The sequence below is a fragment of the Bradyrhizobium sp. USDA 376 genome, assembly GCF_054063675.1.
This window is the reverse complement of record NZ_JBSSGN010000001.1, coordinates 3,279,146-3,305,999: the sequence shown is the minus strand read 5'-3', so window position 1 is coordinate 3,305,999 and position 26,854 is coordinate 3,279,146. Positions and strand designations below refer to the sequence as shown.

General features: G+C 64.5%; 26 protein-coding genes and 1 pseudogene. 13 read left to right on the top strand and 14 right to left on the bottom strand.

The genetic code is table 11. From position 1 onward, the window contains the following. Positions 1–82: 82 nt before the first annotated feature. The 4 genes from boxC to ACVJ19_RS15415 form a co-directional block, all read right to left on the bottom strand. Entirely contained in the window at positions 83–1,771 is a 1,689-nt protein-coding gene (gene boxC / locus ACVJ19_RS15430) for a 2,3-epoxybenzoyl-CoA dihydrolase (protein WP_453948338.1), read from the bottom strand. 120 nt (positions 1,772–1,891) lie between these two features. Continuing rightward, a complete protein-coding gene (locus ACVJ19_RS15425; RefSeq protein WP_453948340.1) occupies positions 1,892–2,416 on the bottom strand; it encodes a DUF309 domain-containing protein in 525 nt (174 codons plus the stop codon). Between the two features lie 18 nt (positions 2,417–2,434). Then, the gene (locus ACVJ19_RS15420; protein WP_453948342.1) at positions 2,435–3,253 is read right to left on the bottom strand and encodes an alpha/beta fold hydrolase; all 819 of its coding nucleotides are present in this window, start codon (positions 3,251–3,253) and stop codon (positions 2,435–2,437) included. Positions 3,254–3,382: 129 nt separating this feature from the next. Continuing rightward, the gene (locus ACVJ19_RS15415; RefSeq protein ID WP_453948343.1) at positions 3,383–4,924 is read right to left on the bottom strand and encodes a benzoate-CoA ligase family protein; all 1,542 of its coding nucleotides are present in this window, start codon (positions 4,922–4,924) and stop codon (positions 3,383–3,385) included. A 137-nt stretch (positions 4,925–5,061) separates the two neighbouring features. On the opposite strand from ACVJ19_RS15415, the gene ACVJ19_RS15410 reads away from it, so the two are divergent. The 3 genes from ACVJ19_RS15410 (at position 5,062) to ACVJ19_RS15400 (ending at position 7,987) form a co-directional block, all read left to right on the top strand. Then, positions 5,062–5,970 carry a helix-turn-helix transcriptional regulator gene (locus ACVJ19_RS15410; RefSeq protein ID WP_453948345.1) on the top strand — a complete coding sequence of 303 codons (909 nt, stop codon included), beginning with the start codon at positions 5,062–5,064 and terminating at the stop codon, positions 5,968–5,970. A gap of 204 nt (positions 5,971–6,174) precedes the next feature. Further along, positions 6,175–7,215 (top strand): IS110 family RNA-guided transposase, encoded by a 1,041-nt coding sequence (locus ACVJ19_RS15405; protein WP_453948226.1) that lies wholly within the window; start codon positions 6,175–6,177, stop codon positions 7,213–7,215. Between the two features lie 376 nt (positions 7,216–7,591). Next, positions 7,592–7,987, top strand: a complete 396-nt coding sequence (locus ACVJ19_RS15400) for a group II truncated hemoglobin (RefSeq protein WP_453948347.1) — start codon at positions 7,592–7,594, stop codon at positions 7,985–7,987. 38 nt (positions 7,988–8,025) lie between these two features. On the opposite strand, the gene ACVJ19_RS15395 is transcribed toward ACVJ19_RS15400, so the two are convergent. Further along, positions 8,026–8,346: a PRC-barrel domain-containing protein gene (locus ACVJ19_RS15395; protein WP_456739525.1), complete on the bottom strand. Its 321-nt coding sequence runs from the start codon at positions 8,344–8,346 to the stop codon at positions 8,026–8,028. A 115-nt stretch (positions 8,347–8,461) separates the two neighbouring features. Next, positions 8,462–9,248: pseudogene (locus ACVJ19_RS15390) on the bottom strand (IclR family transcriptional regulator domain-containing protein). 115 nt (positions 9,249–9,363) lie between these two features. Here ACVJ19_RS15390 and ACVJ19_RS15385 point away from each other — a divergent pair. The 3 genes from ACVJ19_RS15385 to ACVJ19_RS15375 all read left to right on the top strand — a co-directional run bounded on the left by ACVJ19_RS15385 (position 9,364) and on the right by ACVJ19_RS15375 (position 13,284). Then, positions 9,364–10,722: an aromatic ring-hydroxylating dioxygenase subunit alpha gene (locus ACVJ19_RS15385; protein WP_453948351.1), complete on the top strand. Its 1,359-nt coding sequence runs from the start codon at positions 9,364–9,366 to the stop codon at positions 10,720–10,722. Positions 10,723–10,852: 130 nt separating this feature from the next. Continuing rightward, positions 10,853–12,301: a glutamine synthetase family protein gene (locus ACVJ19_RS15380; RefSeq protein ID WP_453948353.1), complete on the top strand. Its 1,449-nt coding sequence runs from the start codon at positions 10,853–10,855 to the stop codon at positions 12,299–12,301. 575 nt (positions 12,302–12,876) lie between these two features. Then, positions 12,877–13,284, top strand: a complete 408-nt coding sequence (locus ACVJ19_RS15375) for a hypothetical protein (RefSeq protein ID WP_453948355.1) — start codon at positions 12,877–12,879, stop codon at positions 13,282–13,284. Positions 13,285–13,597: 313 nt separating this feature from the next. On the opposite strand, the gene ACVJ19_RS15370 is transcribed toward ACVJ19_RS15375, so the two are convergent. The 8 genes from ACVJ19_RS15370 to ACVJ19_RS15335 all read right to left on the bottom strand — a co-directional run bounded on the left by ACVJ19_RS15370 (position 13,598) and on the right by ACVJ19_RS15335 (position 20,186). Beyond that, positions 13,598–14,638: an IS110 family RNA-guided transposase gene (locus ACVJ19_RS15370; protein WP_453948065.1), complete on the bottom strand. Its 1,041-nt coding sequence runs from the start codon at positions 14,636–14,638 to the stop codon at positions 13,598–13,600. A gap of 224 nt (positions 14,639–14,862) precedes the next feature. Further along, positions 14,863–15,576, bottom strand: coding sequence for an ABC transporter ATP-binding protein (locus ACVJ19_RS15365; RefSeq protein ID WP_453948356.1), 714 nt, complete (start codon positions 15,574–15,576; stop codon positions 14,863–14,865). Next, positions 15,569–16,336 carry an ABC transporter ATP-binding protein gene (locus ACVJ19_RS15360; protein WP_453948358.1) on the bottom strand — a complete coding sequence of 256 codons (768 nt, stop codon included), beginning with the start codon at positions 16,334–16,336 and terminating at the stop codon, positions 15,569–15,571. The genes ACVJ19_RS15365 and ACVJ19_RS15360 overlap by 8 nt, the downstream gene beginning before the upstream one ends. Continuing rightward, the gene (locus ACVJ19_RS15355) at positions 16,329–17,273 is read right to left on the bottom strand and encodes a branched-chain amino acid ABC transporter permease (protein ID WP_453948359.1); all 945 of its coding nucleotides are present in this window, start codon (positions 17,271–17,273) and stop codon (positions 16,329–16,331) included. Before ACVJ19_RS15355 ends, ACVJ19_RS15360 begins: the two co-directional genes overlap by 8 nt. Continuing rightward, the gene (locus ACVJ19_RS15350; protein ID WP_453948361.1) at positions 17,270–18,187 is read right to left on the bottom strand and encodes a branched-chain amino acid ABC transporter permease; all 918 of its coding nucleotides are present in this window, start codon (positions 18,185–18,187) and stop codon (positions 17,270–17,272) included. Before ACVJ19_RS15350 ends, ACVJ19_RS15355 begins: the two co-directional genes overlap by 4 nt. A gap of 309 nt (positions 18,188–18,496) precedes the next feature. Then, positions 18,497–18,715, bottom strand: coding sequence for a hypothetical protein (locus tag ACVJ19_RS15345; protein ID WP_453948363.1), 219 nt, complete (start codon positions 18,713–18,715; stop codon positions 18,497–18,499). A 1-nt stretch (position 18,716) separates the two neighbouring features. Beyond that, positions 18,717–19,376: an acyl-homoserine-lactone synthase gene (locus tag ACVJ19_RS15340; protein ID WP_453948365.1), complete on the bottom strand. Its 660-nt coding sequence runs from the start codon at positions 19,374–19,376 to the stop codon at positions 18,717–18,719. A gap of 81 nt (positions 19,377–19,457) precedes the next feature. Then, on the bottom strand, positions 19,458–20,186 hold the full coding sequence (locus ACVJ19_RS15335; RefSeq protein WP_453948367.1) for a LuxR family transcriptional regulator: 729 nt from the start codon (positions 20,184–20,186) through the stop codon (positions 19,458–19,460). Positions 20,187–20,352: 166 nt separating this feature from the next. On the opposite strand from ACVJ19_RS15335, the gene ACVJ19_RS15330 reads away from it, so the two are divergent. The 7 genes from ACVJ19_RS15330 (at position 20,353) to ACVJ19_RS15300 (ending at position 26,848) form a co-directional block, all read left to right on the top strand. Continuing rightward, entirely contained in the window at positions 20,353–20,529 is a 177-nt protein-coding gene (locus ACVJ19_RS15330) for a hypothetical protein (protein WP_453948369.1), read from the top strand. Between the two features lie 394 nt (positions 20,530–20,923). Then, the gene (locus ACVJ19_RS15325; RefSeq protein ID WP_453948371.1) at positions 20,924–21,862 is read left to right on the top strand and encodes a LysR family transcriptional regulator; all 939 of its coding nucleotides are present in this window, start codon (positions 20,924–20,926) and stop codon (positions 21,860–21,862) included. Between the two features lie 143 nt (positions 21,863–22,005). Beyond that, positions 22,006–22,884 (top strand): shikimate dehydrogenase, encoded by an 879-nt coding sequence (locus tag ACVJ19_RS15320; protein WP_453948373.1) that lies wholly within the window; start codon positions 22,006–22,008, stop codon positions 22,882–22,884. Between the two features lie 57 nt (positions 22,885–22,941). Next, on the top strand, positions 22,942–24,072 hold the full coding sequence (locus tag ACVJ19_RS15315) for an ABC transporter substrate-binding protein (protein WP_453948375.1): 1,131 nt from the start codon (positions 22,942–22,944) through the stop codon (positions 24,070–24,072). 165 nt (positions 24,073–24,237) lie between these two features. Then, complete coding sequence (locus tag ACVJ19_RS15310) at positions 24,238–25,113, top strand: branched-chain amino acid ABC transporter permease (protein WP_018644484.1); 876 nt, start codon at positions 24,238–24,240, stop codon at positions 25,111–25,113. Continuing rightward, the gene (locus ACVJ19_RS15305; RefSeq protein WP_453948376.1) at positions 25,110–26,108 is read left to right on the top strand and encodes a branched-chain amino acid ABC transporter permease; all 999 of its coding nucleotides are present in this window, start codon (positions 25,110–25,112) and stop codon (positions 26,106–26,108) included. Before ACVJ19_RS15310 ends, ACVJ19_RS15305 begins: the two co-directional genes overlap by 4 nt. Continuing rightward, positions 26,105–26,848, top strand: coding sequence for an ABC transporter ATP-binding protein (locus ACVJ19_RS15300; protein ID WP_453948378.1), 744 nt, complete (start codon positions 26,105–26,107; stop codon positions 26,846–26,848). Before ACVJ19_RS15305 ends, ACVJ19_RS15300 begins: the two co-directional genes overlap by 4 nt. Positions 26,849–26,854: the final 6 nt, after the last annotated feature.

Here is a 26,854-nt window from a genome sequence, read left to right as displayed (position 1 = left end):
GGGACCTATTGTCTGGTCCGTCTGGGTCCCGGTTCTGCGCAGCGTCACTTCGTGCCGCAGCGCGCCCGGGACACGAAAATCGCTACACTCGCGTCATATCGAATTTCGGCTTCTGGCCGCTGCCGTAGCGGCGCAGTGCGCCTTCCTCGCCGACCGCGTTGGGGCGCTGGAAGATCCAGTTCTGCCAGGCGGTGAGGCGCGCGAAGATCTTCGATTCCATCGTCTCGGGACCGACGAAGCGCAGGCTCGCTTCCATGCCGGTGAGGCTGTCGGGCGAGAAGCTGGCGCGCTCCTCGAGGAACACGCGGACCTCGTCGTCCCAGTCGATGTCATCGAGCGCGAAGGTGACGAGGCCGAGCTCCTCGGCCTGCTCGGCATCGAGGCTCGTGCCGAGCGTTGCTTCCGCGCGCTCCACATCGGACGGATCGGCCTGGAAGCGCGATTCCAGCCGTGTCAGCCCGTGGCTCATCGGATACGGGCCGAAATTCATGGCGGACAGCTCGATCGACGGCGGCGGACGGTTGTCGCCCTGGCGCGTGCCGATCAGCATGTAGGAGCGGTCGGCGGCGAAGACGAGCTCGGCCAGCGTGCCGGCAAAGCAGGAGCCGGGCTCGACCAGCGTCACCAGCGTGCGCGAGGTGACGTCGATGCGCTTGAGCACACGCTTCCAGTAATGCCTGACTTCGTTGACCAGCCAGTGCGCCTTGTTGGCTTCGAGGAAGGCGTCGTGCGCGAGCACATGGGCGCGGTCGCCATGGCTCTTGAACACCAGCATCGCGATCTCGAGCTCGTTGATGCGCAAATGCAGGATGGCGTCGTCGAGCTCGCGCGCGACCTCGAGCGGCCAGAAAGCAGCGCCCTGCGCCATCATGCCGTCGATGTCGGCAGTTGGCGCGGCCTCGGGGGCCTTGATCGAGATCGTGGCGATGCGCGCTGTGCGATCGATATCGACCGTGACGAAGCCGTAGCGGATGCTGGTGTCGTCGATCAGGCGCTTGATCGGCGTCAACGCGATGCCCTTGCCGCTGCCCTTGCGCTTCGAGGCCGCGGCGAATTCCTTGGCACGCTCGGCAATCTTGCCCTCGAGCTTGCTGTTCGGCGCGATCTCGTCAACGAGACGCCACTGCACGGCGCGCTTGCCCTTCACACCTTCCTCGATGGTGCAGAAGAAGTCGGCGTGGTCGCGGCGGACCTTGCGCTTGTCGACGACGCGAGTGAGGCCGCCGGTGCCGGGCAGCACCGCAAGCAGCGGCACTTCGGGCAGCGCGACAGCGGACGCACCGTCGTCGGCAAGGATGATGTGGTCGGTCGCGAGCGCCAGCTCATAGCCGCCGCCGGCGGCCGAGCCGTTCACGACGGTGATGAAGCGCTGGCCGGAATTCTCCGACGAATCTTCCATGCCGTTGCGGGTCTCGTTGGTGAACTTGCAGAAGTTCACCTTGTGGGCGTGGGTGGAGCCCGCGAGCATGCGGATGTTGGCGCCGGCGCAGAACACGCGGTTCTTGGCCGAGCGCATCACCACGACCTTCACCTCGGGATGCTCGAAGCGCAGGCGCTGGATCGCGTCGGCGAGCTCGATGTCGACGCCGAGGTCATAGGAATTGAGCTTGAGCTGGTAGCCTTCGAACAGGCCGCCATTCTCGTCGACGTCCATGGTCAACGTCGCGACGTCGCCGTCGACCGCGAGCTTCCAGTGCTTGTAGCGGGACGGTTCGGTCTGGAAATCGATGAATGTCGCGCCGCCTGCGAGGCGCCGATCTTCCCCGGCCATGGGCCACCCTTGAGCTTGATTATGCGTTCTGGCGTTTACCTTTAGATGCACAATAGTGCATCTTTTGGAAGGCGTCTAGCCCTTAACCGCTCTCGCATGCACTTTGTTTCATGCAGGTGGCTAGGACCGCACAATGGCGCCAAGCGCAATCCAATCGGCCTTGGAGAGCTGGGGACGGCCGAGCTTGGCCTGGAGCAGCGCGGTCAGCGCCGGAACCGGAAAGCTCTCGACAAAGCCGTCGCCGCCGGCCACCGCCTTGCGCGCGCTCAACGCCCGCAGTTCGGCCTGCGCATCGCCGAACAGACGCGCGGCCGAGTGCAGCCTCTGCATCCGCAGTCGCAAATTCGCATTGGCGACATGAATGCAGGCGCGCAGCAGAATGCGCTCGCGGCCGCCTTGCGGCGCTGCGGCCCACACGGCCTCCAGCACCTCCTGCGCCTCCCAGAAATAGCCGCGATCGTTCAGCGCGAGCCCGTAGCGCAATGCCGGATGGCGCGCCGGCACATGGCCGCGGAAGGCCGAAGGCACCAGGGCCTTCGCGAGACGAAGCGTCTCGTCATCGGCGTCCACCTGGCCGGTCTCGCCCGGCACATAGGCCCATCGCGGCCACGGCAACGGGCCGGTCGCATGTGAAGGCACATTCATGCATGTGCCTCCGCATGTTCATGCGGCGCGTCCTTGGAGTCCCTGATCGTCGCGCAGGGCCGCGTTTGCAAATTGCTCAATCGCGTCAAGCGTCGCCCCCGGCGCTTCACGATGCGGGGAATGGCCCGCGTCTGAAATGACTTTAAAATCGACCGGACAATAACACTCTTCCTGCGCAATTTCGACCTGGCGCAGTGTCCCATATTGGTCGTCGACACCTTGCAGGACCATGACGGGAACGCGGATGTAGGCGAGATATTCCGAGATGTCCCAGTCGCGGAATTTCGGGTCGAGCCAGGCGCCGTTCCAGCCAAGGAAGGCATTGTCGACGTCCTTGTGCCAGCGCGCGAGCTTTGTCTTGAGGTCCGTGGTCTCGTAAGCCGTCTTGATCGCGGCGATCGATTTGACCGAGATGTCCTCGACGATGAAATGCGGTGCGATCAGCACGAGGCCGTTCAGGCGATGATCCTGATGCGCGCCGGCATAGATCGTCGCGATCGAGGCGCCGTCGGAATGGCCGAGCAACAGGCCGCGCTTGAAGCCGATTGCATCGAACAGTTTCGGCAGCACGTCCAGCGCCTCGCGCTGCATGTAATCGAGCGGCCGCGGCAGCGTGACCGGGCTCGACTGGCCGTAGCCAGCGCGCGAATAGACGAAGATGCCGGCGGACGTCGCCTGCTGCAGCTTCTCGGGGAAGTCGCCCCAGAGGCCGACCGAGCCGAGGCCTTCATGCAGCATGACGATGGTGGGCGCGTCCGCGACTTGCGGCGCCAGCCATTTATATTCGAGACTGGTGCTTCCGATGCTGAGGAAGCCGGTGGGGGTGAGGTTGGTCATGGTCTCGTTTCCATTCATTCCGTCATTCCGGACAACTCGCAAAGCGAGCTGATCCGGAATCTCGAGATTGCAGTCCATGGCTCGAGATTCCGGGTTCGCGCTTCGCGCGCCCCGGAATGACGGAGCCACTCAATTCGTCCCATCCCGCAACTTGAACCGCTGGATCTTTCCCGTCGCGGTCTTCGGCAAGGACTCCACCACATCGATCCAGCGCGGATATTTCCACGGGCCGATCTTCTGCTTGACGTGCTCCTTCAGCATCTCCTGCAGCTCCGTCGTTTTCGCACCAGGGCGCAGCACGACGTAGGCCTTCGGCTTCAAGAGCCCTTCCGGATCGGCCTCGGGCACGACGGCGGCTTCCAGCACCGCCGGATGCGTGATCAGCGCGCTCTCGACCTCGAAGGGCGAGACCCAGATGCCGGAGACCTTGAACATGTCGTCGGCGCGGCCGCAGAAGGTGTAGCGGCCGTCCGCGTCGCGGATGTATTTGTCGCCGGTGCGGGTCCACGGCCCCTCGAAGGTGCGGCGGCTCTTGTGACGCTGGTTCCAGTAGCCCTCGCCGGCCGAGGGCGCATCGACCAGGAGCTCACCGACCTCGCCGTCGGCGACGTCCTGGCCGGCCTCGTTGACCAGCCGCACCGCATAGCCGGGCACCGGCTTGCCGGAGGAGCCGTATTTGATGTCGCCGGGCGCATTCGAGAGGAAGATGTGCAACAGCTCGGTCGAGCCGACGCCGTCGAGAATGTCGACGCCGAAACGCGCCTTCCAGCTGTTGCCGACGGATTCCGGCAGCGCCTCGCCGGCCGAGGTGCAGATGCGCAAACTCTTGCCGCCGCGCTCGCCCTTCATCGCCTCGTCGTTGAGCATCGCCGCGAACAGCGTCGGCACGCCGTAGAAGATCGAGGGATTGTAGCGGTTCATCAGGTCGAACATGCGCGCCGGCGTCGGCCGCTCGCTGTTGAGGATCACGGTGGCGCCGACCGACATCGGGAAGGTCAGCGCGTTGCCGAGGCCATAGGCGAAGAACAATTTTGCCGCGGACAGGCACACGTCGCTCTCGCGGATGCCGAGCACCTGTTTGGCGTAAGTGTCCGCCGTTGCCTGCAGGTTCGAATGCAGATGGCGCACGCCCTTGGGCATGCCGGTCGAGCCTGATGAGTAGAGCCAGAACGCGGGCTCATCCGGGTGCGTCGCTGCAGTGGTGAACTGATCGCTTTCGCCCGCGATCTCTTCAGCAAATTGCTTGTGGCCGTTCTGCTTGGCGCCGGAGACGACGACATGCTCGAGATCCGGCATGCGGCCGACCACGTCCTTGATGACGGGGTAGAGCGCTTCCGACACGAACAGCACGCGCGCGCGGCAGTCGGCGAGGATGTAGGCGTATTGATCTGATGTCAGCAGCGTGTTGAGCGGCACCGGCACGATGCCGCCGCGGATCGCGCCCAGGAACACGATCGGGAAATCGACCGTATCAAGCATGATCATCGCCACGCGCTCTTCGCGGCGGACGCCGAGCCGTCGCAGCATGTTGGCGGCGCGCCGGGTCTCGCGCTGGAGCTCGCCATAGGTGAGCCGCGAGACGGTGTCGTCGAAGACGAGCCTGCCTCCCCTGCCCTCCTCGACGTTGCGGTCGAGCAGCCAGGTCACCGCGTTATAGGATCCCTCGCTCACGGACATCTCTCCCGAATTTAGAATTATAATTCATAGAAAGACACTCCGGCGGCTTGCTGTCAATGCCAGCAGGCACTATGTTTCATTAAAACGCGCCGCAGGACCTTCTTTCAAGAAGGCATCCGTAAAGAAGGCTCATGACCGACAGTCCCGACGCCGAATCCCGCTTTCTCGAACAGCTCGGCCAGCGTGTGCGCACCATGCGCGCGCTGCGCGGCATGTCGCGAAAGGTGCTCGCCAAGGTATCAGGAATTTCGGAGCGCTACATTGCGCAGCTCGAGAGCGGCAAGGGCAACGTCTCCATCGTGCTCCTGCGACGCGTCTCCGACGCGATGGGCGCGCATCTCGAAGACCTGCTGCCCTCGGCAGACCCGACGCCGGACTGGCAGATGTTTCGCGACCTCTTGCGCAAGGCGACGCCGGCGCAGATCGCGCAAGCAAAAGATCTGCTCACTGGGGGCAGCGCATCAGCGCCGCGGCGTGCGCCGTTCTGCGGCATTGCGCTGATCGGCCTGCGCGGCGCCGGCAAATCCACGCTCGGCCGGATGCTGGCGAAGAAGATCGGCTGGAGCTTTGTCGAGCTCAACAAGGAGGTCGAGCAGCAGAACGGGCTCTCGGTCGCCGAGATCATCGCGCTCTACGGCCAGGAAGGCTTTCGCCGCATGGAGCAGGCGGCGCTGCAGCAGCTGCTCGCGCGCAACGAGCTGATGGTGCTGGCGACCGGCGGCGGCATCGTGTCGGAGCCTTTGACCTTCGACCAGATCCTGACCTCGTTCTACACGATCTGGCTTAAGGCCGAGCCGGAAGAGCACATGGCCCGCGTCCGCCGCCAGGGCGACCTGCGTCCAATGGCGGATGATCGCTCGGCGATGACGGAGCTGCGCAACATCCTGCTCAGCCGCGAGCCGCTGTATTCGCGCGCGACCGCGGTGGTGGACACGGCGGGGCTTTCGGTCGACGCCGCAGCCGCACGGCTGATCGACGCGGTCCGGCCTGTGCTGCAGAACGAAGCGCGCAGCTTCGGGCTGCGGAGCGTGGCGTTGTAGCTCTCCGCTGTCGTCCCGGCCTAGTGCGCAATTGCGCACGGGCGCCGGGACCCATACCGCGTGATCCATCGATTGTGGTCGCTGCCAATCCCGAACGACTAGCCTTCGCAAAACTTCTCCCTGTGGTTGATGGGGTGGACGGCCCCCTACGGCATCAGTGTGCCAGAATGAGGTTGTTGCAAATCTCAGACAAGGGAGCCGTCCGTGAGCGAGATTATCCGAATTGGGATCGATACGTCGAAGCATATTTTTCAACTGCATGGGGTGGACGCGGCGGAGCGGCCAGTGCTGCGCAAGCGGCTGACGCGCAAGCAGATGCTGGAGTTTTTTGCCAAGCTGCCGGCGACGCAGGTGGGGATGGAGGCCTGCGGCGCGGCGCATTACTGGGCGCGGGAGCTGGGCAAGCTGGGCCACGAAGTGAAGTTGATGGCGCCACAGCACGTGAAGCCCTATGTCAAGCGCAACAAGAACGACGGGCGCGACGCTGAGGCCCTGTGCGAGGCGATGAGCCGGCCGACGATGCGGTTCGTGCTGGTGAAGAGTGCCGAGCAGCAGGCCGCGTTGATGCTGACGGGCTTGCGCGAGCAGATGATCGCCCGGCGCACCCAGCTTAGCAACATGATCCGCGGCTATGCGGCTGAGTTCGGGATCACGGCGGCCAAGGGGCTCAGCCAGGTCGAGCCGCTGTTGGCGCAGATCGCGCAAGACGAAAGCGTGCCGGAACTGGCGCGCGATCTGTTGGCGCAGCAGGGCCGCCAGTACGCGCAGTTACAGGAGGAACTGAAGACAATCGAAGCCAGGCTGAAGGCCTGGCACCGTGCCAACCCGGACAGCCGGCGCCTTGCAGAGATTCAAGGGATCGGGCCGATCGGTGCGCCTGAGCTGATCATGAAGACGCCGGATCCGCACGCGTTCAGCTCCGCAAGGCATTATGCGGCCTGGATTGGGCTGACTCCGAAAGACCATTCCACTGCCGGCAAAACCCGTCTCGGCAAGATCACCCGTGCTGGAGACGAGCGGCTGCGCAGTGTCTTGGTGGCGGGAGCGACCGCCGTGATCAAGCAGGCCATGTGCGGCCGCGGTCATCCGTCACCTTGGCTGTTGGCCCTGCTCAAGCGCAAGCCGCCCAAGCTCGCAGCCGTGGCGCTCGCCAACAAGAATGCCCGCATCGCCTGGAAGCTGATGGTGACGGGGGAGAGATACGACGGCGCTCGGATGCGGGCTGCATCCGCGGCTGCCGCCTAAGGGAGATCAGCCGATCGGGTTCGCCCGACCGGCCGAGCCGGAGCTGCAAGAGGAGTAGATGGTAGGATCGATCGATCCGAGGTGCGAGACATCCCGTGGGACCCATCGGCCGAACCCAGGTCGCGTGGTTGATTGGAGCTCGCGTCGCGGAAACCATCTTGGCCAGCGGTTCAAATCAACCGCACCAACAGGCCGGACATATGGATGCAAGCGATCCGATCAGACCGCCAAGCCTCTTGTGCCACGGGGGCCGTCCACATATGGGTCCCGGATCTGCGCGCGCTTAAGGCGCGCTTGTCCGGGGCGACGGCGGAGGATTTTGCGCGACCTCCAGCAACACTATATCAACGCCCAACAGAAATCCTTGGGACCAACGATGACCGATAGCGACGTCACCATCTCCATGTTCGAGCGGATCGGCGGCCGTGCCACGATCGATCGTCTCGTCGACCGCTTCTACGAGCGGATGGATACGCTGCCGGAAGCGCAGATCATCCGCACCATGCATGCGGCCGATCTCGGCCTGATCAGGGACGTGCTGAAGCGCTATCTCACCGAATGGACCAGCGGCCCGCGGCTCTATACCCCTGAGAAGGGACATCCGCGGCTGCGGCAGCGGCACATCGGCTTTGCCATTGGGGACGCCGAGCGCGACGCGTGGATGCTCTGCATGCGCGGCGCGATGGAAGAGACGGTGACAGATGGCGCCGCGCGGCGGGATCTCGACAAGGCGCTGTCCGGTCTTGCCGACTGGATGCGCAACCGGCCGTGAGGCTGCTCACCGGGAGGTAGCCCGTACTTCCGACGCGGCTAGATCGACCAGTAATTTGGATGCTGGTAGGGCCGCGAGCGGTCGCCCCAATCGAATTCCTCGCCATCGACTTCGCAGGGGCCGCTGCTCAATTGCTCCGGCGTCAGATCGACCTGGAAGGCCTGACGTCCCGGATCATATTTCAGCGCGCTCCACTGCACGGGATAGTGGTGGTGCGTACCGAGCAGCCTACCGGTCTTGATCACGGCGTAGGCGACCGTTCCACTTACCTTGTCGAGCATCAATCGTTCGACCGTGCCGAGCTTCGTGCCGTCGCACCCGTAGACGGCGACATGCTCGACGCGATCACTGGGAACCATGGTGTGTTGCATGGCGTGCTCCCTGGTGTTGTTCGGAACGCATTATAGCACGGGTGGCGGAAATGGAGGCGGATTAGCGTCGGCGCAGGCCTGTTCTTGCGTTGCACCCACGCAGCTACAGCAATTGCGAACGCACCGCCTCCGCGCCCTCCCCTCAACAGCGGCAGGAAGCGATCGATCAGTTTCTGCGCCGGCACGCGATCGACATGGGCACCCATGTTGATGGCGGCGACGATCACGTCGTCGTAGCGACGGACGGGAACCGAGATCGAGCGGAAATGCGATTCGGCCTCGCGGTCGACCAGCGCATAGCCCTGTGCGCGATCGGCGGCAATGCGCGCGAGCAGCGCCTTCGGGTCGGTCACCGTCTGCGGCGTCAGCGCCTCCCGCTTCATCGCCGTCAGGCGCGCGGCGAGATCGGCATCGTCGAGCCGGCCGAGCATGGCGCGGCCGACCGAGGTGCAGAAGGCCGGCAGTCGGTAGCCGATTTCCAGCCCACCCGAGAACATGCGCGCCGGACTGCTGCGGGCGATGAACACGACGTCGTCGCCATCAAGCACTGCGAGCGAGGAGATCTCATTCGCCGCGGTCGCGACGCGATCGAGCACCGGCTGGAGCACGGCCACGAGCTGATTGGAGCGCAGATAGGACGCCGCCAGCGTCAGCACATGCGGCGTCAGCGAGAACAGTTTGCCGTCGCCACTGACAAAACCGCCACGCTGGAGCGTGAACAGCATGCGCCGCGCGGTCGCGCGCGGAAGATCGGCAGCGCGGGCGAGATCGCTCAGCGTCATCGGGCCTGCGGTCGTGCCAAAGCACTGAAGCAGGCGCAGGCCGCGGTCGAGGGCCTCGACGAAATCCGTCGGGCGCTCGTCACTCTCGCTCCGCTTCAGCTTGGGCATGGCGCCGGGACAATCCTGCAAAATAGTGCTTGCTGCCGATCCAAGGCATGTCATAATTCGCCCATTCGTTCAATAGGCGAACATAACGCCTCTCCAGAAAAAGGACGCGACCGCCATGATGAGCCAGGAGCAGAACGACCTGATCACCCGCACCGGGCCGAAGGACCCCTGCGGCAAGCTGATGCGGAGCTACTGGCAGCCGGCGGCGCTGGTCGACGAACTGGAGGGCGCGCGGCCGATCCGTCCCGTAAAACTGCTCGGCGAGAACCTGGTGCTGTTCCGTGACGAGACCGGGCGCTACGGCCTGATCGACCGCCACTGCGCCCATCGCGGCGCCGACCTCGCCTTCGGACGGCTCGAGCATGGCGGCCTGCGCTGCGCCTTCCATGGCTGGCTGTTCGACGCCACCGGCCAGTGCATCGAGACGCCGGCCGAGCCGAAGGATTCAAAGCTCTGCCAGAACATCCGCCAGCGCTCCTATCCCGTGGTGGAGAAAAGCGGCATCCTCTGGGCTTATCTCGGCGAAGGCGAGCCGCCCGCATTCCCGGAGCTCGACTGTTTTGTTGCGCCCGGCACGCACACGTTCGCCTTCAAAGGCCACATGGCCTGCAACTGGCTGCAGGCGCTGGAGGTCGGCATCGATCCCGCGCACGCCTCCTACCTGCATCGCTTCTTCGAGGACGAAGACACCTCGACCGCCTATGGCAAGCAGTTCCGCGGCGCCTCCGCCGGCAGTGATCTGCCGATGACGAAGATCCTGCGCGAATACGACCGCCCGATCATCAATGTCGAGCACACCGAATACGGCCTGCGGCTGATCGCACTGCGCGAGATCGACGAGGAGCGGACGCATGTGCGCGTCACCAACCAGCTGTTCCCGCACGGCTTCGTCATCCCCATGAGCACGGAGATGACGATCACGCAGTGGCACGTGCCCGTCGACGACGAGAACTGCTACTGGTACGCGATCTTCACCAGCTACACCAACCCGGTCGACAAGCAGAAGATGCGCGACCAGCGGCTCGAGCTCTATGAGCTGCCCGACTACAAGTCGCGCAAGAACAAGACCAACGATTACGGCTTCGATCCGCACGAGCAGGCGACCGAGACCTATACCGGCATGGGCAACGACATCAACGTCCACGACCAGTGGGCGGTGGAATCGATGGGCGCGATCCAGGACCGTACCAAGGAGCATCTCGGCCAGAGCGACAAGGCGATCGTGCAATATCGCCGCCTGCTTCGGCAGGAGATCGAGAAGGTTTCTAGCGGCGAAAGGCCGATGCTGTTCCTGGACGAGACAAACGCACGCAGCATCCAGGGCCCCGCGACCATGGACGGCATCGGGCCGACGCGGGGCTGGGAAACCTACTGGATGGAGGTCGACGTCAAACGCCGCCGCGGCGCACCGTGGACCGCACCGGTGCCAAAGGAGATCGCGGACAACGTGCATCGGCTGACGGCGGCGGAGTGACGTGCGTGCACGGACCCCGTAGGGTGGGCAAAGGCGCAAAGCGCCGTGCCCACCATGTTTCCGTGCGGACGATAGACACGGTGGGCACGCTTCGCTTTGCCCACCCTACGGCAGTTGAGGGAGTGATGAAGTGACTTTCGTCGCGCGCCATGCGCTGTGGTCGGATGAGCAGAAGGACGCGGCGGCGCGCATGCGCCGCATCGTCGAGGACAAGAACCTCGAGGTCATCCGCCTCGCCTTCCCCGACCAGCACGGCATTTTGCGCGGCAAGACCATCGTCGCCTCCGAGGCGATCGCCTCGCTGGAAAGCGGCTGCTCGATCACCACCACCATGCTCGCCAAGGACACCTCGCACCGCACGGTGTTTCCGGTGTTCACGTCGGGCGGCGGGTTCGGCATGAAGGAGATGGAGGGCGCAGCCGACGTGCTGATGGTCGCCGATCCCACCACCTTTCGCGTGCTGCCCTGGGCGCCGACCACGGGCTGGGTGCTCTGCGACCTCTATTTCAACGACGGCCGTCCCGTGCCGTTCGCGACGCGCGGGCTCTACAAGCGCGTGCTCGATGATCTCGGCGCGCGCGGCTACGATTTCGTCGCCGGGCTCGAGGTGGAATTCCACATCTTCCGGCTCGACGACCCGCATATGCGCGCGGAGGACGCGAGCCAGCCCGGCACGCCGCCGTCGGTGAGCCTGCTCAGCCACGGCTATCAATACCTCACCGAGCAGCGTTTCGATCAGATGGAGCCGGTGCTGGAGATTCTGCGGCGCGACATCGTCGCGCTCGGCCTGCCCTTGCGCTCGGTCGAGGTCGAGTTCGGCCCGAGCCAGTGCGAATTCACTTTCGCGCCGAAGAGGGGCCTGGAGCCCGCCGACAACATGGTGCTGTTCCGCAGCGCCGTGAAGCAGATTGCCCGCCGCCACGGCTATCACGCTACCTTCATGTGCCGGCCGAAACTGCCGAACGTGTTTGCAAGCGGCTGGCATCTGCACCAGTCGATCGTCTCGCGCACGAGCGGCGAGAACCAATTCATGGCCAAGGAAACTGCCAAGGACGGTACCGAGCCGCTCAGCGCGTTCGGCAAGTCCTACCTCGCCGGCCTGCTCGACCACGCCCGCGCGTCGACCGTGTTCACCACACCGACCATCAACGGCTACAAGCGCTATCGCTCCTATTCGCTGGCGCCGGACCGCGCGATCTGGGGCCGCGACAACCGCGGCGTGATGATCCGGGTGCTCGGCGGCGCCGATGATGCCGCCACGCGCCTTGAGAACCGCATCGGCGAGCCCGCCGCCAATCCCTATCTCTACATGGCTTCGCAGATTCTCTCAGGCCTCGACGGCGTCGACCGCAAGCTCGATCCCGGCCCATCGGCCGATACGCCCTACGAGACCAAGGCACCGTTGCTGCCGAAGTCGCTGCGCGACGCCGTCACCGCACTGAAGGACGACCCGTTCTTCCGCGAAAAGTTCGGGGCGGAATTCGTCGACTACTACACCCACATCAAGAACGCCGAGATCGACCGATTCCTGTCTGAAGTAACCGACTGGGAGCATCGGGAATATTTCGAGATGTTCTGAACAAGTCCGGTTCAATCCGGCACCGGTGACTTACTTCAGCTGAATCGTGTCGACCCGACCACACGGGACACAAATATAGGCGTGCACCGGAGGCAACGTGACTATTCCCGGTAGTGTCGCCAAGAACTTCATTGGCCTCCCGCATTTTGAGCAGATGAGGATCGGCGGGTTCTCTTCGCGATCGGAGCCCATTCAATAACCAAGCCTGAAAGCGCCGCACGATACTGCCGCGCCGCGCGCACTTCATCTCGGGAGAACTACCGGCCTCTATCGGAATCCGGACGCGCCTCAACCCGATGCATTGCTCACACGCCTGTGAGGCGACTTCATCCGGAATGTTCCGACGACATCGCGCCGTCCCGGACGAAGCCATTTTCTCCATGCCGCGAAAAACGCCGGAAAGGCGCGTGGTCTATGAGTTCACTGCGTGATCAACAACGGAGTTCGGTCATGTGGGGTCGATTGTTCAGCCTGATCTATCGCCTGTCCTGCCGGGCAACCCTGATCGAGATCGGGATGCATCGCTTCACGCGTTAGCCGCCGGTGCACGCGAATGGGTAAGACGGATTGACCAGATGATGAGGGCTATCATGCGCAAGCTGATCCTGATCGCAGCAATGTCGCTGCTCGCAACCGGGGCTCACGCCGGCGGTTCGCGGAGCCTGAGCCTGGCAGCCAGCAGTGCCAGCCAGCAGGCGGAGCAGCCCGCCACCACGGCGGCGCCGCCACAGACCACCCAAGCCTCGCCGGCGCCGCAGACGACGAATGCGCAGACGGCGACGACCGCGCCCACGTCAACAGCGACGGGCGCGCCGGCAGCATCGACAGCGCCGGCCACAGCAGCTCCGGCTGCCGCAACGCCAGCCCGGCCCGCCGCGGCGCCGGCGGCGACGAGGACCGAAACCGCCAAGCCGAAGCGCCGGCAGCCGTCCACCGAGGCGCGGGTGATCCGCGAGCTGCATCGGCATGGGATTTATTGGTAGTTGATTGGCAAAGCTACCTCCCCAACGTCGTCCCGGCGAAGGCCGGGACCCATATGTGGACGGCCCCCGTGGCACAAGAGGCTTGGCGGTCTGATCGGATCGCTTGCATCCATATGTCCGGCCTGTTGGTGCGGTTGATTTGAACCGCTGGCCAAGATGGTTTCCGCGACGCGAGCTCCAATCAACCACGCGACCTGGGTTCGGCCGATGGGTCCCACGGGATGTCTCGCACCTCGGATCGATCGATCCTACCATCTACTCCTCTTGCAGCTCCGGCTCGGCCGGTCGGGCGAACCCGATCGGCTGATCTCCCTTAGGCGGCAGCCGCGGATGCAGCCCGCATCCGAGCGCCGTCGTATCTCTCCCCCGTCACCATCAGCTTCCAGGCGATGCGGGCATTCTTGTTGGCGAGCGCCACGGCTGCGAGCTTGGGCGGCTTGCGCTTGAGCAGGGCCAACAGCCAAGGTGACGGGTGACCGCGGCCGCACATGGCCTGCTTGATCACGGCGGTCGCTCCCGCCACCAGGACGCTGCGCAGCCGCTCGTCTCCAGCACGGGTGATCTTGCCGAGACGGGTTTTGCCGGCAGTGGAATGGTCTTTCGGAGTCAGCCCAATCCAGGCCGCATAATGCCTTGCGGAGCTGAACGCGTGCGGATCCGGCGTCTTCATGATCAGCTCAGGCGCACCGATCGGCCCGATCCCTTGAATCTCTGCAAGGCGCCGGCTGTCCGGGTTGGCACGGTGCCAGGCCTTCAGCCTGGCTTCGATTGTCTTCAGTTCCTCCTGTAACTGCGCGTACTGGCGGCCCTGCTGCGCCAACAGATCGCGCGCCAGGTCCGGCACGCTTTCGTCTTGCGCGATCTGCGCCAACAGCGGCTCGACCTGGCTGAGCCCCTTGGCCGCCGTGATCCCGAACTCAGCCGCATAGCCGCGGATCATGTTGCTAAGCTGGGTGCGCCGGGCGATCATCTGCTCGCGCAAGCCCGTCAGCATCAACGCGGCCTGCTGCTCGGCACTCTTCACCAGCACGAACCGCATCGTCGGCCGGCTCATCGCCTCGCACAGGGCCTCAGCGTCGCGCCCGTCGTTCTTGTTGCGCTTGACATAGGGCTTCACGTGCTGTGGCGCCATCAACTTCACTTCGTGGCCCAGCTTGCCCAGCTCCCGCGCCCAGTAATGCGCCGCCCCGCAGGCCTCCATCCCCACCTGCGTCGCCGGCAGCTTGGCAAAAAACTCCAGCATCTGCTTGCGCGTCAGCCGCTTGCGCAGCACTGGCCGCTCCGCCGCGTCCACCCCATGCAGTTGAAAAATATGCTTCGACGTATCGATCCCAATTCGGATAATCTCGCTCACGGACGGCTCCCTTGTCTGAGATTTGCAACAACCTCATTCTGGCACACTGATGCCGTAGGGGGCCGTCCACCCCATCAACCACAGGGAGAGGTTTGGCGAAGACTGGTCGCCCGGTACTGATACTGACCGCAGCCGATAGATCACGCGGTATGGGTCCCGGCCTTCGCCGGGACGACACCGGAGTGCGAGGCGAGCATCCGCTCCTCACCTCGCCGTCGAGACCGCTAAATCCCCAAATACTTGTGCTGCAGATCCGGCTCGGCCATCAGCTCGTTGGAGGTGCCGCTCCACACCGTCTTGCCGCGCTCGATGATGTAGTGGCGGTCGCAGATGCGGGCGAGGTGGTCGACGTTCTTGTCGACGACCAGGATCGACTGTCCGCGGCTCTTGAGCAGCGACAGGCAGTTCCAGATTTCTTCGCGGATCAGCGGCGCGAGACCCTCGGTCGCTTCATCCAGGATCAGCAGTTTCGGATTGGTCATCAGCGCGCGCCCGATCGCGAGCATCTGCTGCTCGCCGCCGGAGAGCTGGTTGCCCATGTTTGCGGCGCGCTCGGCAAGGCGGGGGAACAGGGAGTAGATCGCGGCCAGCGTCCACGGATTACTGCTGCCGAAACGGTCAGCGGCGGCTGCGACCAGGTTCTCGCGCACGGTGAGATTCGGGAAGATCTGCCGCCCCTCAGGGACCAGGCCGACGCCGAGTTTTGCAATTCTGTAGGACGGCAACTGCCGAACCTCGGCGCCGGCAAAGCGGATCGTGCCGGCGCGTGCGGGCGTCAGGCCCATGATCGAGCGGATGGTCGTGGTCTTGCCCATGCCGTTGCGGCCCATCAGCGAGACCATCTCGCCCGAGCTGATCGACAGCGACAGGCCGAACAGCACCTGGGACAGGCCATAGCAGGTCTCGATGCCGTCGACCTCGAGCAGCGTGTCAGCCATGGTGCGTCACCACATGCTGATCGCCGAGATAGGCGCGCTTGACCTCTTCATTGGCACGGATCGCGGCCGGATCGCCGGAGGCGATGACGCGGCCATAGACCAGAACCGAGATGCGGTCGGCCAGCGCGAACACCGCCGGCATGTCGTGCTCGACCAGCACGATCGAGACCTCCTTGCGCAGTTCCTGGAGCAGTTGCACCATGCGCTGCGATTCAGTCACACCAAGGCCCGCCATGGGCTCGTCGAGCAGCAGGAGCTTCGGCTTGCTTGCGAGCGCAACCGCAAGTTCGATCTGGCGACGCTCGCCATGGCTGAGCCTGTTCACCAGGACATCGGCGCGATGGCCGAGACCGACGCGATCGAGCGCGGCGTGGGCGGCATCGCGCAGGCCCTTCTCCTTGCGCGCGTTGGCGAAGAAGCGGAACGAGGTGCCGGCATGGGCCTGTGCCGCCAGCGCGACATTGTCCGCGGCAGTGAAGTCGAGCAGCAGCGAGGTGATCTGGAACGAACGGGCGAGGCCGAGCGCGCAGCGGCGATAGGCCGGCAAGTATGTGATGTCGCGCCCCGCCAGCGAGACGCTGCCGGAATGCGGTTCGAGATGCCCGGTGAGCTGGCTGATCAGCGTGGTCTTGCCGGCGCCGTTCGGGCCGATGATGGCATGCAGCTCGCCGGCCGCGACGTCGAGCGAGACGTTATCGGTCGCGACGATGCCGCCGAAGCGGCGCACCAGCTTTTCGACGCGGAGCAAGGGTTCAGCCACGGCCAGCCCTCCCGAGCACGCCCATGATGCCGCCGCGGCCGAACAGCACGATCAGCAGCAGCAGCGGTCCCATGATCATCGCCCAGTATTCGGTGATCTGCGACAAAAACTCTTCCAGCAGCAGGAACACCACCGCGCCCATGATCGGGCCAAACAGCGTGCCCATGCCCCCCAAAATCACCATGACCATGAGATCGCCGGAGCGCGTCCAGTACATCACGGCCGGGCTGACGAAGTCGGTGTTGTTGGCGAGCAGCGCGCCGGCAAGGCCGCACATGGTGCCCGAGATGACGAAGCAGACCAGCTGGTAACGCTTGGCCGGGAAGCCGATCGCTTGCATGCGCTGCTCGTTGGAGCGCAGCCCCTGCACGACGAGGCCGAAACGCGAATTGACGATGCGCCAGATCAGGAAGATGACGGCGAACAAGCAGGCGAGGCAGAGATAATAGAACTGCGTGCGGTCCGACAGGTTGATCAGCCCGGAGAAATCGCTGCGCTTGTAGACGGTGAGGCCGTCATCGCCGCCGTAGCGCGCCAGACCCGAGGCAACGTAGTAGGCCATCTGCGCAAAGGCCAGCGTGATCATGATGAAATAGACGCCGCGGGTACGCAAGGAGAGCGCACCAATCACGAGCGCATAGATGGCGGACGCCGCGAGCGCGACTGGGAACTGGATGAAGCCGGAACCGACGCCTTCCTGCGCCAGCATGCCGACGGCATAACCGCCGATGCCGAGATAGGCGGCGTGGCCAAAACTCATCATGCCGCCAAAACCCATGATGAGGTTGAGGCTCGCCGCCGCCAGCGCCAGGATGACGATGCGGGTGAACAGCGTCAGGATGAAGACGTTGCCGGACAGGGACGAATAGAGCGGCAGCAGCACGAGGCTCGCCAGCATCAGGGCCGTGACGGCCTTGCTCACGCTCAAACTCTTCATCGACGGTTGGCCGGAAACAGCCCCTCCGGCCGCACCACCAGCACGATCGCCATCAGGAGGTAGATCAGCATGGAGGACAGCGCGGGCGCGGCGGTGGAGGCAGCGGCGCCGCTCAGCACCTGCCGCAGCAGATTGGGTAGGAAGGCGCGGCCGAGCGTGTCGATCATGCCGACGAAGATCGCGGCCAGGAACGCGCCGCGGATCGAGCCGATGCCGCCGATCACGATGATGACGAAGGCGAGGATCAGGATGTTCTCGCCCATGCCGATCTGCACGGTGAGAATCGGCGCCTGCATCAGGCCGGCAAGGCCGGCAAGCGCGGCCCCTAAGCCGAACACCAGCGTGTAGAGCAGCTTGATGTTGATGCCGAGTGCGCCGATCATCTCGCGGTTGGAGGCGCCGGCGCGGATCAGCATGCCGATGCGGGTGCGCATCACGCCGAGATAGAGCAGCAGCGCGACCAGCATCGCCACGGCGATGATGGCGAGCCGATAGGCGGGATAGTGAATGCCGGGCAGGATCGGCACCGGCACCGTGAGCCAGGCCGGCAGCGGCAGCGCAAGGCCCGCCGGGCCCCAGATCAGCCGCACGGCTTCATTGAAGAACAGGATCAGGCCGAAGGTCGCGAGCACGTGGTCGAGATGGTCGCGGCCGTAGAGATGCCGCAGCGCCGTCACCTCGAGCACGATGCCGAGCACCAGCGTGGCCCCGAGTGCCATCAGCGCACCGAGCAGGAAGCTGCCGGTCCAGGCCGCGAAGGTCGCGGCGAAATAGGCGCCCATCATGTAGAGCGAGCCGTGCGCGAGGTTGACGAGATCCATGATCCCGAACACCAGCGTCAGGCCGGCGGCGAGCAGGAACAGGAGCAGGCCGAACTGCAATCCGTTCAGGAACTGTTCGACGACGAGCAGCATCAAAACTCTTTCAGGCGCACGCAGCGTCGCGCCGATGTTCGAACACAGTCGCCATCAGTGAAAGAGCTCCCCCCGCCTCTTCAAGGCCGAAAAATGGGTAATGGCAGTATCGTTCCGAGGCAAGAGCGATTCGACTCCAAACATGCACTTTGTTGCATCCCGGCACATGCGGCCGAGACGCGCCTCGCAATGCAAAAAGGCTGCCGCGCCGGATGGGGCAACCTGCCGCACCCAAACGGCATCACCCTCCCCCCGACTGTTCAGACCGGGGAGAGGGTGCGAACGCCGTTGAAGCAAGGAAGGATGCGTCTAGTGCGACGTCATCTGTTGGGGGAAATCGTCCGGCTCGGCGAGCATGCTGTTGACCGTCGAAGCCTCCAGTGCCGCCATCCGGAAGAGATAGGCGAGCGTCGTCAGTCCGGAGTCGTCCGCCATCTGCGCCAGCTCCATCGCCATGTCGGACATGTAGCCGAGGTTCTCGTCGTTGGTTTGCGCCATGATCTGGCTATCCCGCATCATGTTCGACATCTCAGGCGCTCTTTCGTTGCGCGGCAGCAAGACCGCAGAGGTTGGCACGGGCGACGGCATCCAGGCGCGGGCCGTCCTGCTGCACGACGGAAGTCGTGCCGATGCGATCATGCAGGGCATCGAGCGTCTCCCGACGAATGTCGATGGCGGCCGCCATGGTCCATGCATTCTCTACCAGGGCCGGCAGACCGAGCGGCGTCACGACGAAGCCGGCCTCGTGGAAGCGCGGCAACCACCAGGTCTCCATGATCGCGCTGACCTGTGCGATTCCCTGATTGAGGCAGAACTCCTGCACCGCCGCCATCAGTTGCAGGTTGAGAGCGCCGTCGCGGCGGTCGCGGACGACGAAGTAGCGCGACCACTCCCAGACCAGCGGATCCACGGGACAGCCGCACACCGCCGCCAAATGCGGGAAGATCTCGCTCATCATCGAAGGCTTGGTCGTCGGGTAGAGCCGGTGGCCGCCGACGACGCGCCGGCCCTCCAGCGCAAGCAGATAGACTGTATCCTCGTCGTCATAGGAATCGATCTCGCGGCCGTCCGGCCGGCGCAGCGTTTCCCACCGCCGCTCCTCGACGAAGATGTCATGGCGCAGCCTGAAATGCTGTTCGAGCACGTCTTCGTATAGGTGGCGATTTACCGCGGAAATTGCGTGAATCATGAAACCCCCATTCATCCTCAATGGGGGCAGAATCTGCGAAAAGACGCAGGTTCGATATTGGGAAATTTCCCAGTACGTCGCTTAGGGATTGATAATCTTGCCGCGAATCGCCAGCGCCACCGCATGCGTACGGTTGACGGCACCGAGCTTGCGCGCGGCGGTTGCAAGATGCTCTTCGGCCGTGCGCTGCGTGATGTGCAGGATCTCGCCGATCTCCCAGGCCGACTTGCCCTGCGAGGCCCACGAGATCACCTCGCGCTCGCGCGGGGTGAGACGGGTCGAGGGATACGGCGCCGGCTCGAGCAGACGGCGGATGTGGTCGAAGCCATACATCGCCATCAGGTGCAGCGCCGGCTTGCTGCGGGGATTGAGGTCGAGATGGACGCCGCCGAGCGACACCGCGGCTTCATAGCCGGTAAGCCCGTGGATCGGCACGATGAAGCCGCGCGACATGCGAAAATCGCCGGCGCGGTTCATCACCTCGGCCGCCTCGGGCTCGAGCTCGGCATCATAGGGGGCTTCGGACCACTCGAACGGGTTGACCGATTGCCGGCACAGCCGCACCACCGGATCGACGCGGTCGTAATTGTTCTGGGTATACAGGTTGAACCAGCCCGCGGGCCAGCGCTTGGCGAGCACCATCTGCGCAAAGCGCTGATCGGGATTTGGCAGCCCCGTCACGATGATGGTTTCGAAACCGAAGCGACCGAAGGCTGATTCAAGCGCATTCATCGCGTCTGGGACGGCGCGATAAGCCCCAAGGCCTTCAATGAAGTCGAGCGCCTCCCGGCCATAGTCTACGGCGGACATCGGTGCAATTCCTGACCCACGCCGTCCCGTATAGCACGTATTCGATGGCTGCCTCAATTCGCTGGTCCGTAGTTTACCGGTGGCGAGCTGCTGCGAGGCCTTAATCTACTTGTGGAAGAAGTGACGTCAAGTTACACCTAAAGGCGTAGAAAGCGGGAAAACCACGATGGACGACGAGAACATCGCCCTCAACAGCGTGCTCGGCCTGGAATTGAACCGCGTGTTTTTCGCCGTGCACGAAACGGCAAACAAGCAGAAAATCATCGAGTTCGCGCGCGAGGTGCTGCAGAGCGAGCGCGAGAAGTTGGCGGACAGCATTTTGCCCGAGGGCCCGGCGAGCTAGAACGCAGTCGCAGCAACGACGCCGATGCAACAGATCGCGCGACGATGACGCCTTTCCATTTGAACGCGCAGATTTTAGTCGAAACACTCTGACCGCGAAGTTAGGCTTCCTTTCTCCCCTTGTGAGAGTTGATGAACCCAGCCGCACTCGCGTGCCCCGGACGCAGCGCAGCGTCTCTTCGACGATGCGCTGCAGAGCCGGGGCCCATCCATTCGCAACTTCCCCTCTGGCCTTCCGGGTCCCGGCCCTGCGCCGCAACGCCAAACGCGTTGCAGCGCGTCCGGGACACGAGAGCGGCGGGCCCTCCCCCTCCACATCGACACACTTGCCGCTGGATGACAGCGCAGCTCTCGTGAGATGATCGCCGCCACGATCGTCTTTCGGATGCCAGACCATGATGACGTTGCGCCAGGTTGAAGTGATCCGTGCCGTGATGGTGACGGGCACCATTGGCGGCGCGGCGAAGCTGCTCAACGTCTCGGCGCCGGGGATCAGCCGCCTCGTCAAATACACCGAGCGCTCGCTCGGCATCCGCTTCTTCCAGCGCCAGAACGGCCGCTACTTCCCGACGCCGGAAGCCGAGAACATCTTCGAGCAGATCAACGGCGTCTACAAGAAGGTCGACGATCTCTCCGAGATCATCTCCAAGATCGGCCGCGGCGGATTGTCGGAGCTGCGCATCGGCTCGGTGCCGAGCATCTCGCAGGTCATGGTGCCGCGCGCGATCGAGCGCGTCCGCCGCCGCTATCCCGATCTCGGCATCGACATCAACATCCTCAAGCTCGAGGAAGCGATCGACTATCTCCTGCTCGGCCGCGGGGAGTGCGTCGCGATGAGCTACCGGCTGGAGCATTCCGGGCTCGACTTCATGCCTCTTGCCTCCGGCGAGCTCTATTGCATCGTGCCGCCGGGGCACGAACTCGCCGGCCGCAAGCAGGTCTCGGCCGCCGAGATCACCCGCTATCCGCTGATCGGCATCGATCCCAACGACCCTTACGGCCGGATCATGGCCGAGATGTTTGCGCGCCACCGCCTCGACTACAACATCACCATCCGCGCGCGCTTCGGCACCACGGTCTGCGCGCTGGTGAAGGCGGGCCTCGGCATCGCCATCATCGACCAGTTCACGGTGGCCCACGGCGGCTATCCCGGGATCGAGCTCTTGAAGATCACCGAGCCGACGCGGTTCGACACCTATATCGCGGTCAAGCGCGGTGCGCCGCTGTCGCTTCACGTCGAATACTTCATCGAATCCCTGCGCGCCGAGATGCGTGCGGTCGAGCCGGCCCGCGGCAACGGCAAGGCCGCCCCGGCACGCGGACGCAAGAAATAACATGATGTTAGGTTTGCAGGACAAAAGGGTAATTGTGTTAGGCAGGGGAAAGACTATCGTCGCCCCTGGAAGCCCCTTGGAATTGGGCGGATTTCCCCGCTAATGGCCGGGACCGAACGCTCCCAACGAGACGATTGCGAACCATGTCGAAGCGCGGATATGCCGCCAGCAAGAAACTCCTCACCGGCCTGATCGGCGCGCCGATCGCGCATTCCGCATCCCCTGCCATGCATGAGCGCGCCGCCGAGGCGCTCGGCCTGCGCGGCCATTACCAGCTCATCGAGGTCGCCGGCGCCGATGCCGCCGGCCTTGCCATGATGCTTGAAGGCGTGCGGCGGCTCGGCTTTGCCGGCGTCAACGTTACCTTCCCCTACAAGGAGGCTGTGGTGCCGCTGCTCGACGAGCTGGCACCGGCTGCGGCGACCATGGCGGCGGTCAACACCGTCGTCGTCAGGGACGGCCGCCTGATCGGCCACAACACCGATACGACGGGCTTTGCGCGCGCCGTCGCGCCGCTGCTGGCTTCTTCCGGAAATGCGGTGGCCGTGATCGGCACCGGCGGCGTCGGCAAGGCGATCGCCTTTGCGCTGGCGAGCCTTGAGGTGGCTGACCTCCGGATCTTCGACAGCGAGCCGGCACGCGCCGAAAAACTCGCCGCGCTGCTGGCGAAGCATGGTGGCGCACGGGTGGCTAGAAGCGTCGAGGACGCACTTCATGGCGCAACCGGCCTCATCAACGGCACGCCGGTCGGCATGCTGCCGAACCGGGACACCCCGGTCGCAGCCTCGCTGCTGCGCGAAAACCTGTGGGTCGCCGACGCCGTCTATTCGCCGCTGATCACGCCGCTGCTGGCGGCAGCCAAGGCCAAGGGCGCGAAGATCATGACCGGGCGGGAGCTTGCGATCTACCAGGCCGCCGACGCGTTCGAACTGTTCACGGGTCTTGCCCCATCGACCGAGGTCATGGGAGAGGCATTCGACGAGGTGATGGCGGCCCGAAGTTCGGCCTATCACGCAGCGTAACGGAAGCGGCCGGACACAAGGCCGCGGACAACATCAACGAAAATGGGAGGAGAGACCATGAAATCGACCCTGCTGGCAGGCGCCCTGCTTGCCTTCGCGACTGCAACCAGCGTCCACGCCCAGGCGATCAAGCTCGCCGACGTCGCCGAGCTCTCGGGCGGCGGCGCCACCGTCGGCACCAACTGGAAGAATGGCATCGACCTCGCGATCGAGGAGATCAACGCCAAGGGCGGCGTGCTCGGCCGCAAGCTCGAGGTGACCCACGCCGACTCGCAATCCAACCCCGGCGTGGCGCGCGCCCAGGTGCAGAAGGCGCTCGACGCCGAGCCCTATGTGCTGCTCGGGCCCGGCTATTCCGGCTCGGTCAAGGTGACGGCGCCGCTCGCGGCCGAAGCCGGCATCGCGCAGATCATGGGCGGTGAAGCTGCCGAGCTGACGCAAGCCGGCAACAAGTTCCTGTTCCGCACCTCGTTCGGCCAGCAGTCGTCGATGCCGAAGGTCGCAAAGTACATCCACGACGAGATGAAGGCGAAGACCGTCGCGGTGGTCTGGGTCAACAATGACTTCGGCCGCGGCGGCCGCGATGTCGTGGTCAAGGAGCTCGACCGGCTCGGCTCCAAGGTGGTTGCCGACCTCTCGACCGAAGCGGGCCAGGCCGATTTCGCCGCCGACGTCGGCAAGATCAAGGCTGCCAACCCCGATGCGGTGTTCGTCTACCTGAATGAAGAAGAGAGCGCGCGCATCCTGAAGGAGCTGAAGCGCCAGGGCGTCACCGCGCCGCTGATGGGCGAGACCACGCTGATCGGCCAGAAGGTGATCGAGCTCGCCGGCGAAGCCGCCAACGGCGCGCGCGGCCATGTCGGCCTCACCACCGACGCGCCGGTCGATTTGATCAAGGCGTTCCGCGAGAAGTTTTCCAAGAAGTACAATTACGTGCCTGACCATAACGGCCTGAAGGGCTATCTCGCCGTCTACATGGTGAAGGCCACCACCGAGAAGATGGGCAAAGTCGACCCGAAGAAGTTCGCCGATACGCTGCACGGCCTGACCATCAAGGCCGCGGACGAGCCGGGCGTCCTGATGGACGTCACCTTCAGCGACACCGGCGACATCGACCGCCAGAGCTTTCTGGTCGAGGTGGTCGAAGGCAAGCAGGTGGTGAAGCAGGTGCTGCCGAAGGTGAAGTGATCTTCGCCTCTCCCCGCGCCTGTCTCGCCGAAGCTTTAGCGAAGGCGGATGCGGGGAGAGATCTTTCGTCTCCCTCTCCCCGCCCTTCGCGGGGAGAGGGAGAAGAAAGAGAGACGGGGAGAGGGAGACGACAGAGCGGGCCCGAGGGATAGGCGAGAGGGGAACATGTCCAACCTATTCGATCTTCTGGTCGCAGGACTTGCCACCGGCGCGATCTACGCGCTGGTCGCGGTCGGCTTCACGCTGCTGTGGCAGACCTCGCAGACCATCAATTTCGCCCAGGGCGAGTTCGTGATGCTGCCGGCCTTCCTGATGCTGGCGGCGATGCATGCCGGCGCGCCGTTCTGGCTCGCCATCATCCTCGGCATCCTGCTGTCGATGATCCTGCTGGGCCTTGCCTTCAAGATGCTGCTGGTCGACCCGATGATGCGCCATGGCGTGCTGCCGCTGGCGATTGCGACCATGGCGCTCGCGATCGGCATCAAGGAGGCCGTAAAACAGTTCTTCAGCGCGGAAGCTTCGCCCTTCCCTTCGATCGTGCCGACCGGCGACATCTCCATTCTCGGTCACGCCGTGTCGCTGCAAAGCATCGGCGTCCTCGCCGTCGCAATTCTCGCCGTCCTTGGACTGACGACACTGCTGAACCGCACCTCGCTCGGCCACCAGATGCAAGCGGCGGCGCAGAACCCGACGGTGGCGCGCATCATCGGCGTGCCCGTCGAGCGCATGATCCTCTTGACCTTCCTGATCAACGCCTTCCTGGTCGCGCTGGCTTCGCTGCTGATCACGCCGATCTACCTCGCAAAATTCTCGTCCGGCGAGGTGCTGGGCCAGGCCGCCTTCATCGCCGCGATCGTCGGCGGCTTCAACCAGGTGCGCGGCGCGATCGCCGGCGGCCTCCTGATCGGCGTGCTCGACAATCTCGCGGCCGCCTATGTCTCGACGCAGTACCGCGCCGCCGTGCCGATGATCTTCCTGATCGCCGTCATCCTGTTCCGGCCGCAGGGCTTGCTCGGCCGCGCCGAGGAGCGCACCGTATGAGCGGCTTCGCCAAACCGTTGAAGATCGCGCTCGGCCTTGCCGTCATCACCGGCCTGATCTTCATCCCCATGAACTTCAACCGCTACGGCCTGTTCATCCTGAGCCAGTGGGCGGTAATGAGCATCGCCGCGATGGGTCTCAACCTCACGCTCGGCTATGCCGGCCAGGTCTCGCTGGCGCAGGGCGCCTTCGTCGGCATCGGCGCCTATGCCGCGGCGATCATGACTACCCATGGCTGGCCGCTGCCGGCGGCGATCCTTGTCGCAATCGCCCTCAGCTTCGCAGTCGGCTGGGTGCTCGGCTATCCCGCGCTGCGCGTGCAGCACCACTACCTCGCCTTCGTCACGCTCGCTTTCTCCACCCTCGCCTTCCTGGTGTTCCGCAACGAGAGCTGGCTCACCGGCGGCATTTACGGCATCTCGAATATCCCGCGTCCGCACATCTTCGGCATCGCGACCAACAAGCCGCTGCCGTTCTACTATGTCTGCCTCGGCTCGCTGGCGATCGTGTCGCTCGCGGTCTGGTGGCTGATCCGCTCGCCCTGGGGCCGCGCCTTCATGGCGCTGCGCGAAAATCCCTTGCGCGCGCAGTCGCTCGGCATCGACACGCGGCGCTACACGCTGATGGCGTTTGCGATCGGCTCGGCGCTCGGCGGCGTCGCCGGCGCGCTCTATGCGCCGCTGACGCAATATATCGACCCTGTTCCCTTCAACCTGTCGCTCTCGCTCGATCTGTTGATGATGGTGATCGTCGGCGGCGCCGGTTTCTATTTCGGCCCGTTCCTCGGCGCGATGATCGCGGTGCTGCTGCCGGAATGGCTGCGCTTCACCGAAGGCTATTATCTGATGCTCTACGCGGTCGCGGTGATGCTGCTGCTGATCTGGTCGCCGACCGGCATTTTGGGAATCCTCGATCGCTACATGGCGGCGCGGCGCACCAAGGCGGCCTCCGCGCTCCGCGCCGTCGCCAAGTCGCGCCTGGAGACGGTGCAATGAGCGCGGTCCTCGAAGTCACTGACATCAAGAAGAGCTTTGGCGGCATCCACGCCGTCAATGGCGTCAGCTTCGACGTGCGCGAGGGCGAGATCCTCGGCCTGATCGGCCCGAACGGCTGCGGCAAGTCCACGCTGTTCAACTGCATCCTCGGCCAGCTCACGCCATCAGGCGGCGAAGTGAAGCTCGACGGGCAGGTCGTCACCGGCCTGCGCCCCTCCGAGCTCAACAAGCTCGGGGTCAGCCGCACCTTCCAGCTTCTGCAGGTGTTCCCAAAACTCTCGGTGCGCGAGAACCTGATCCTCGCCGGACAGGAGCACCAGGGCAACATGGCCTCGCGCCTCGTCGGCCGCTCCGATGCCGGGCTGACGGACGCTGCGAACCAGATGATCGGCTTTTTCAAGCTCGACCATCTCGCCGACGAGCCTGCCGGCGGCCTCTCCTATGGCCAGCAAAAACTGCTCGATGCCGCCATGGCCTTCATGGGTGGCCCACGCCTGGTGCTGCTCGACGAGCCCGCCGGCGGTGTCAACCCGTCGATGCTGACGGACCTGAAGGAGCGTCTGGTCGCGATCAACCGCGAGAAGAACGCCACCTTCGTCGTGATCGAGCACAACATGGAGTTCGTGATGTCGCTTTGCTCGCGCGTCATGGTGATGGCGGAAGGCAAGGTGCTGGCGATGGGGCGGCCGGACGAGGTCCGCAAGAACCCCGCCGTGATCGAAGCCTATCTCGGGCATTGAGGAGGT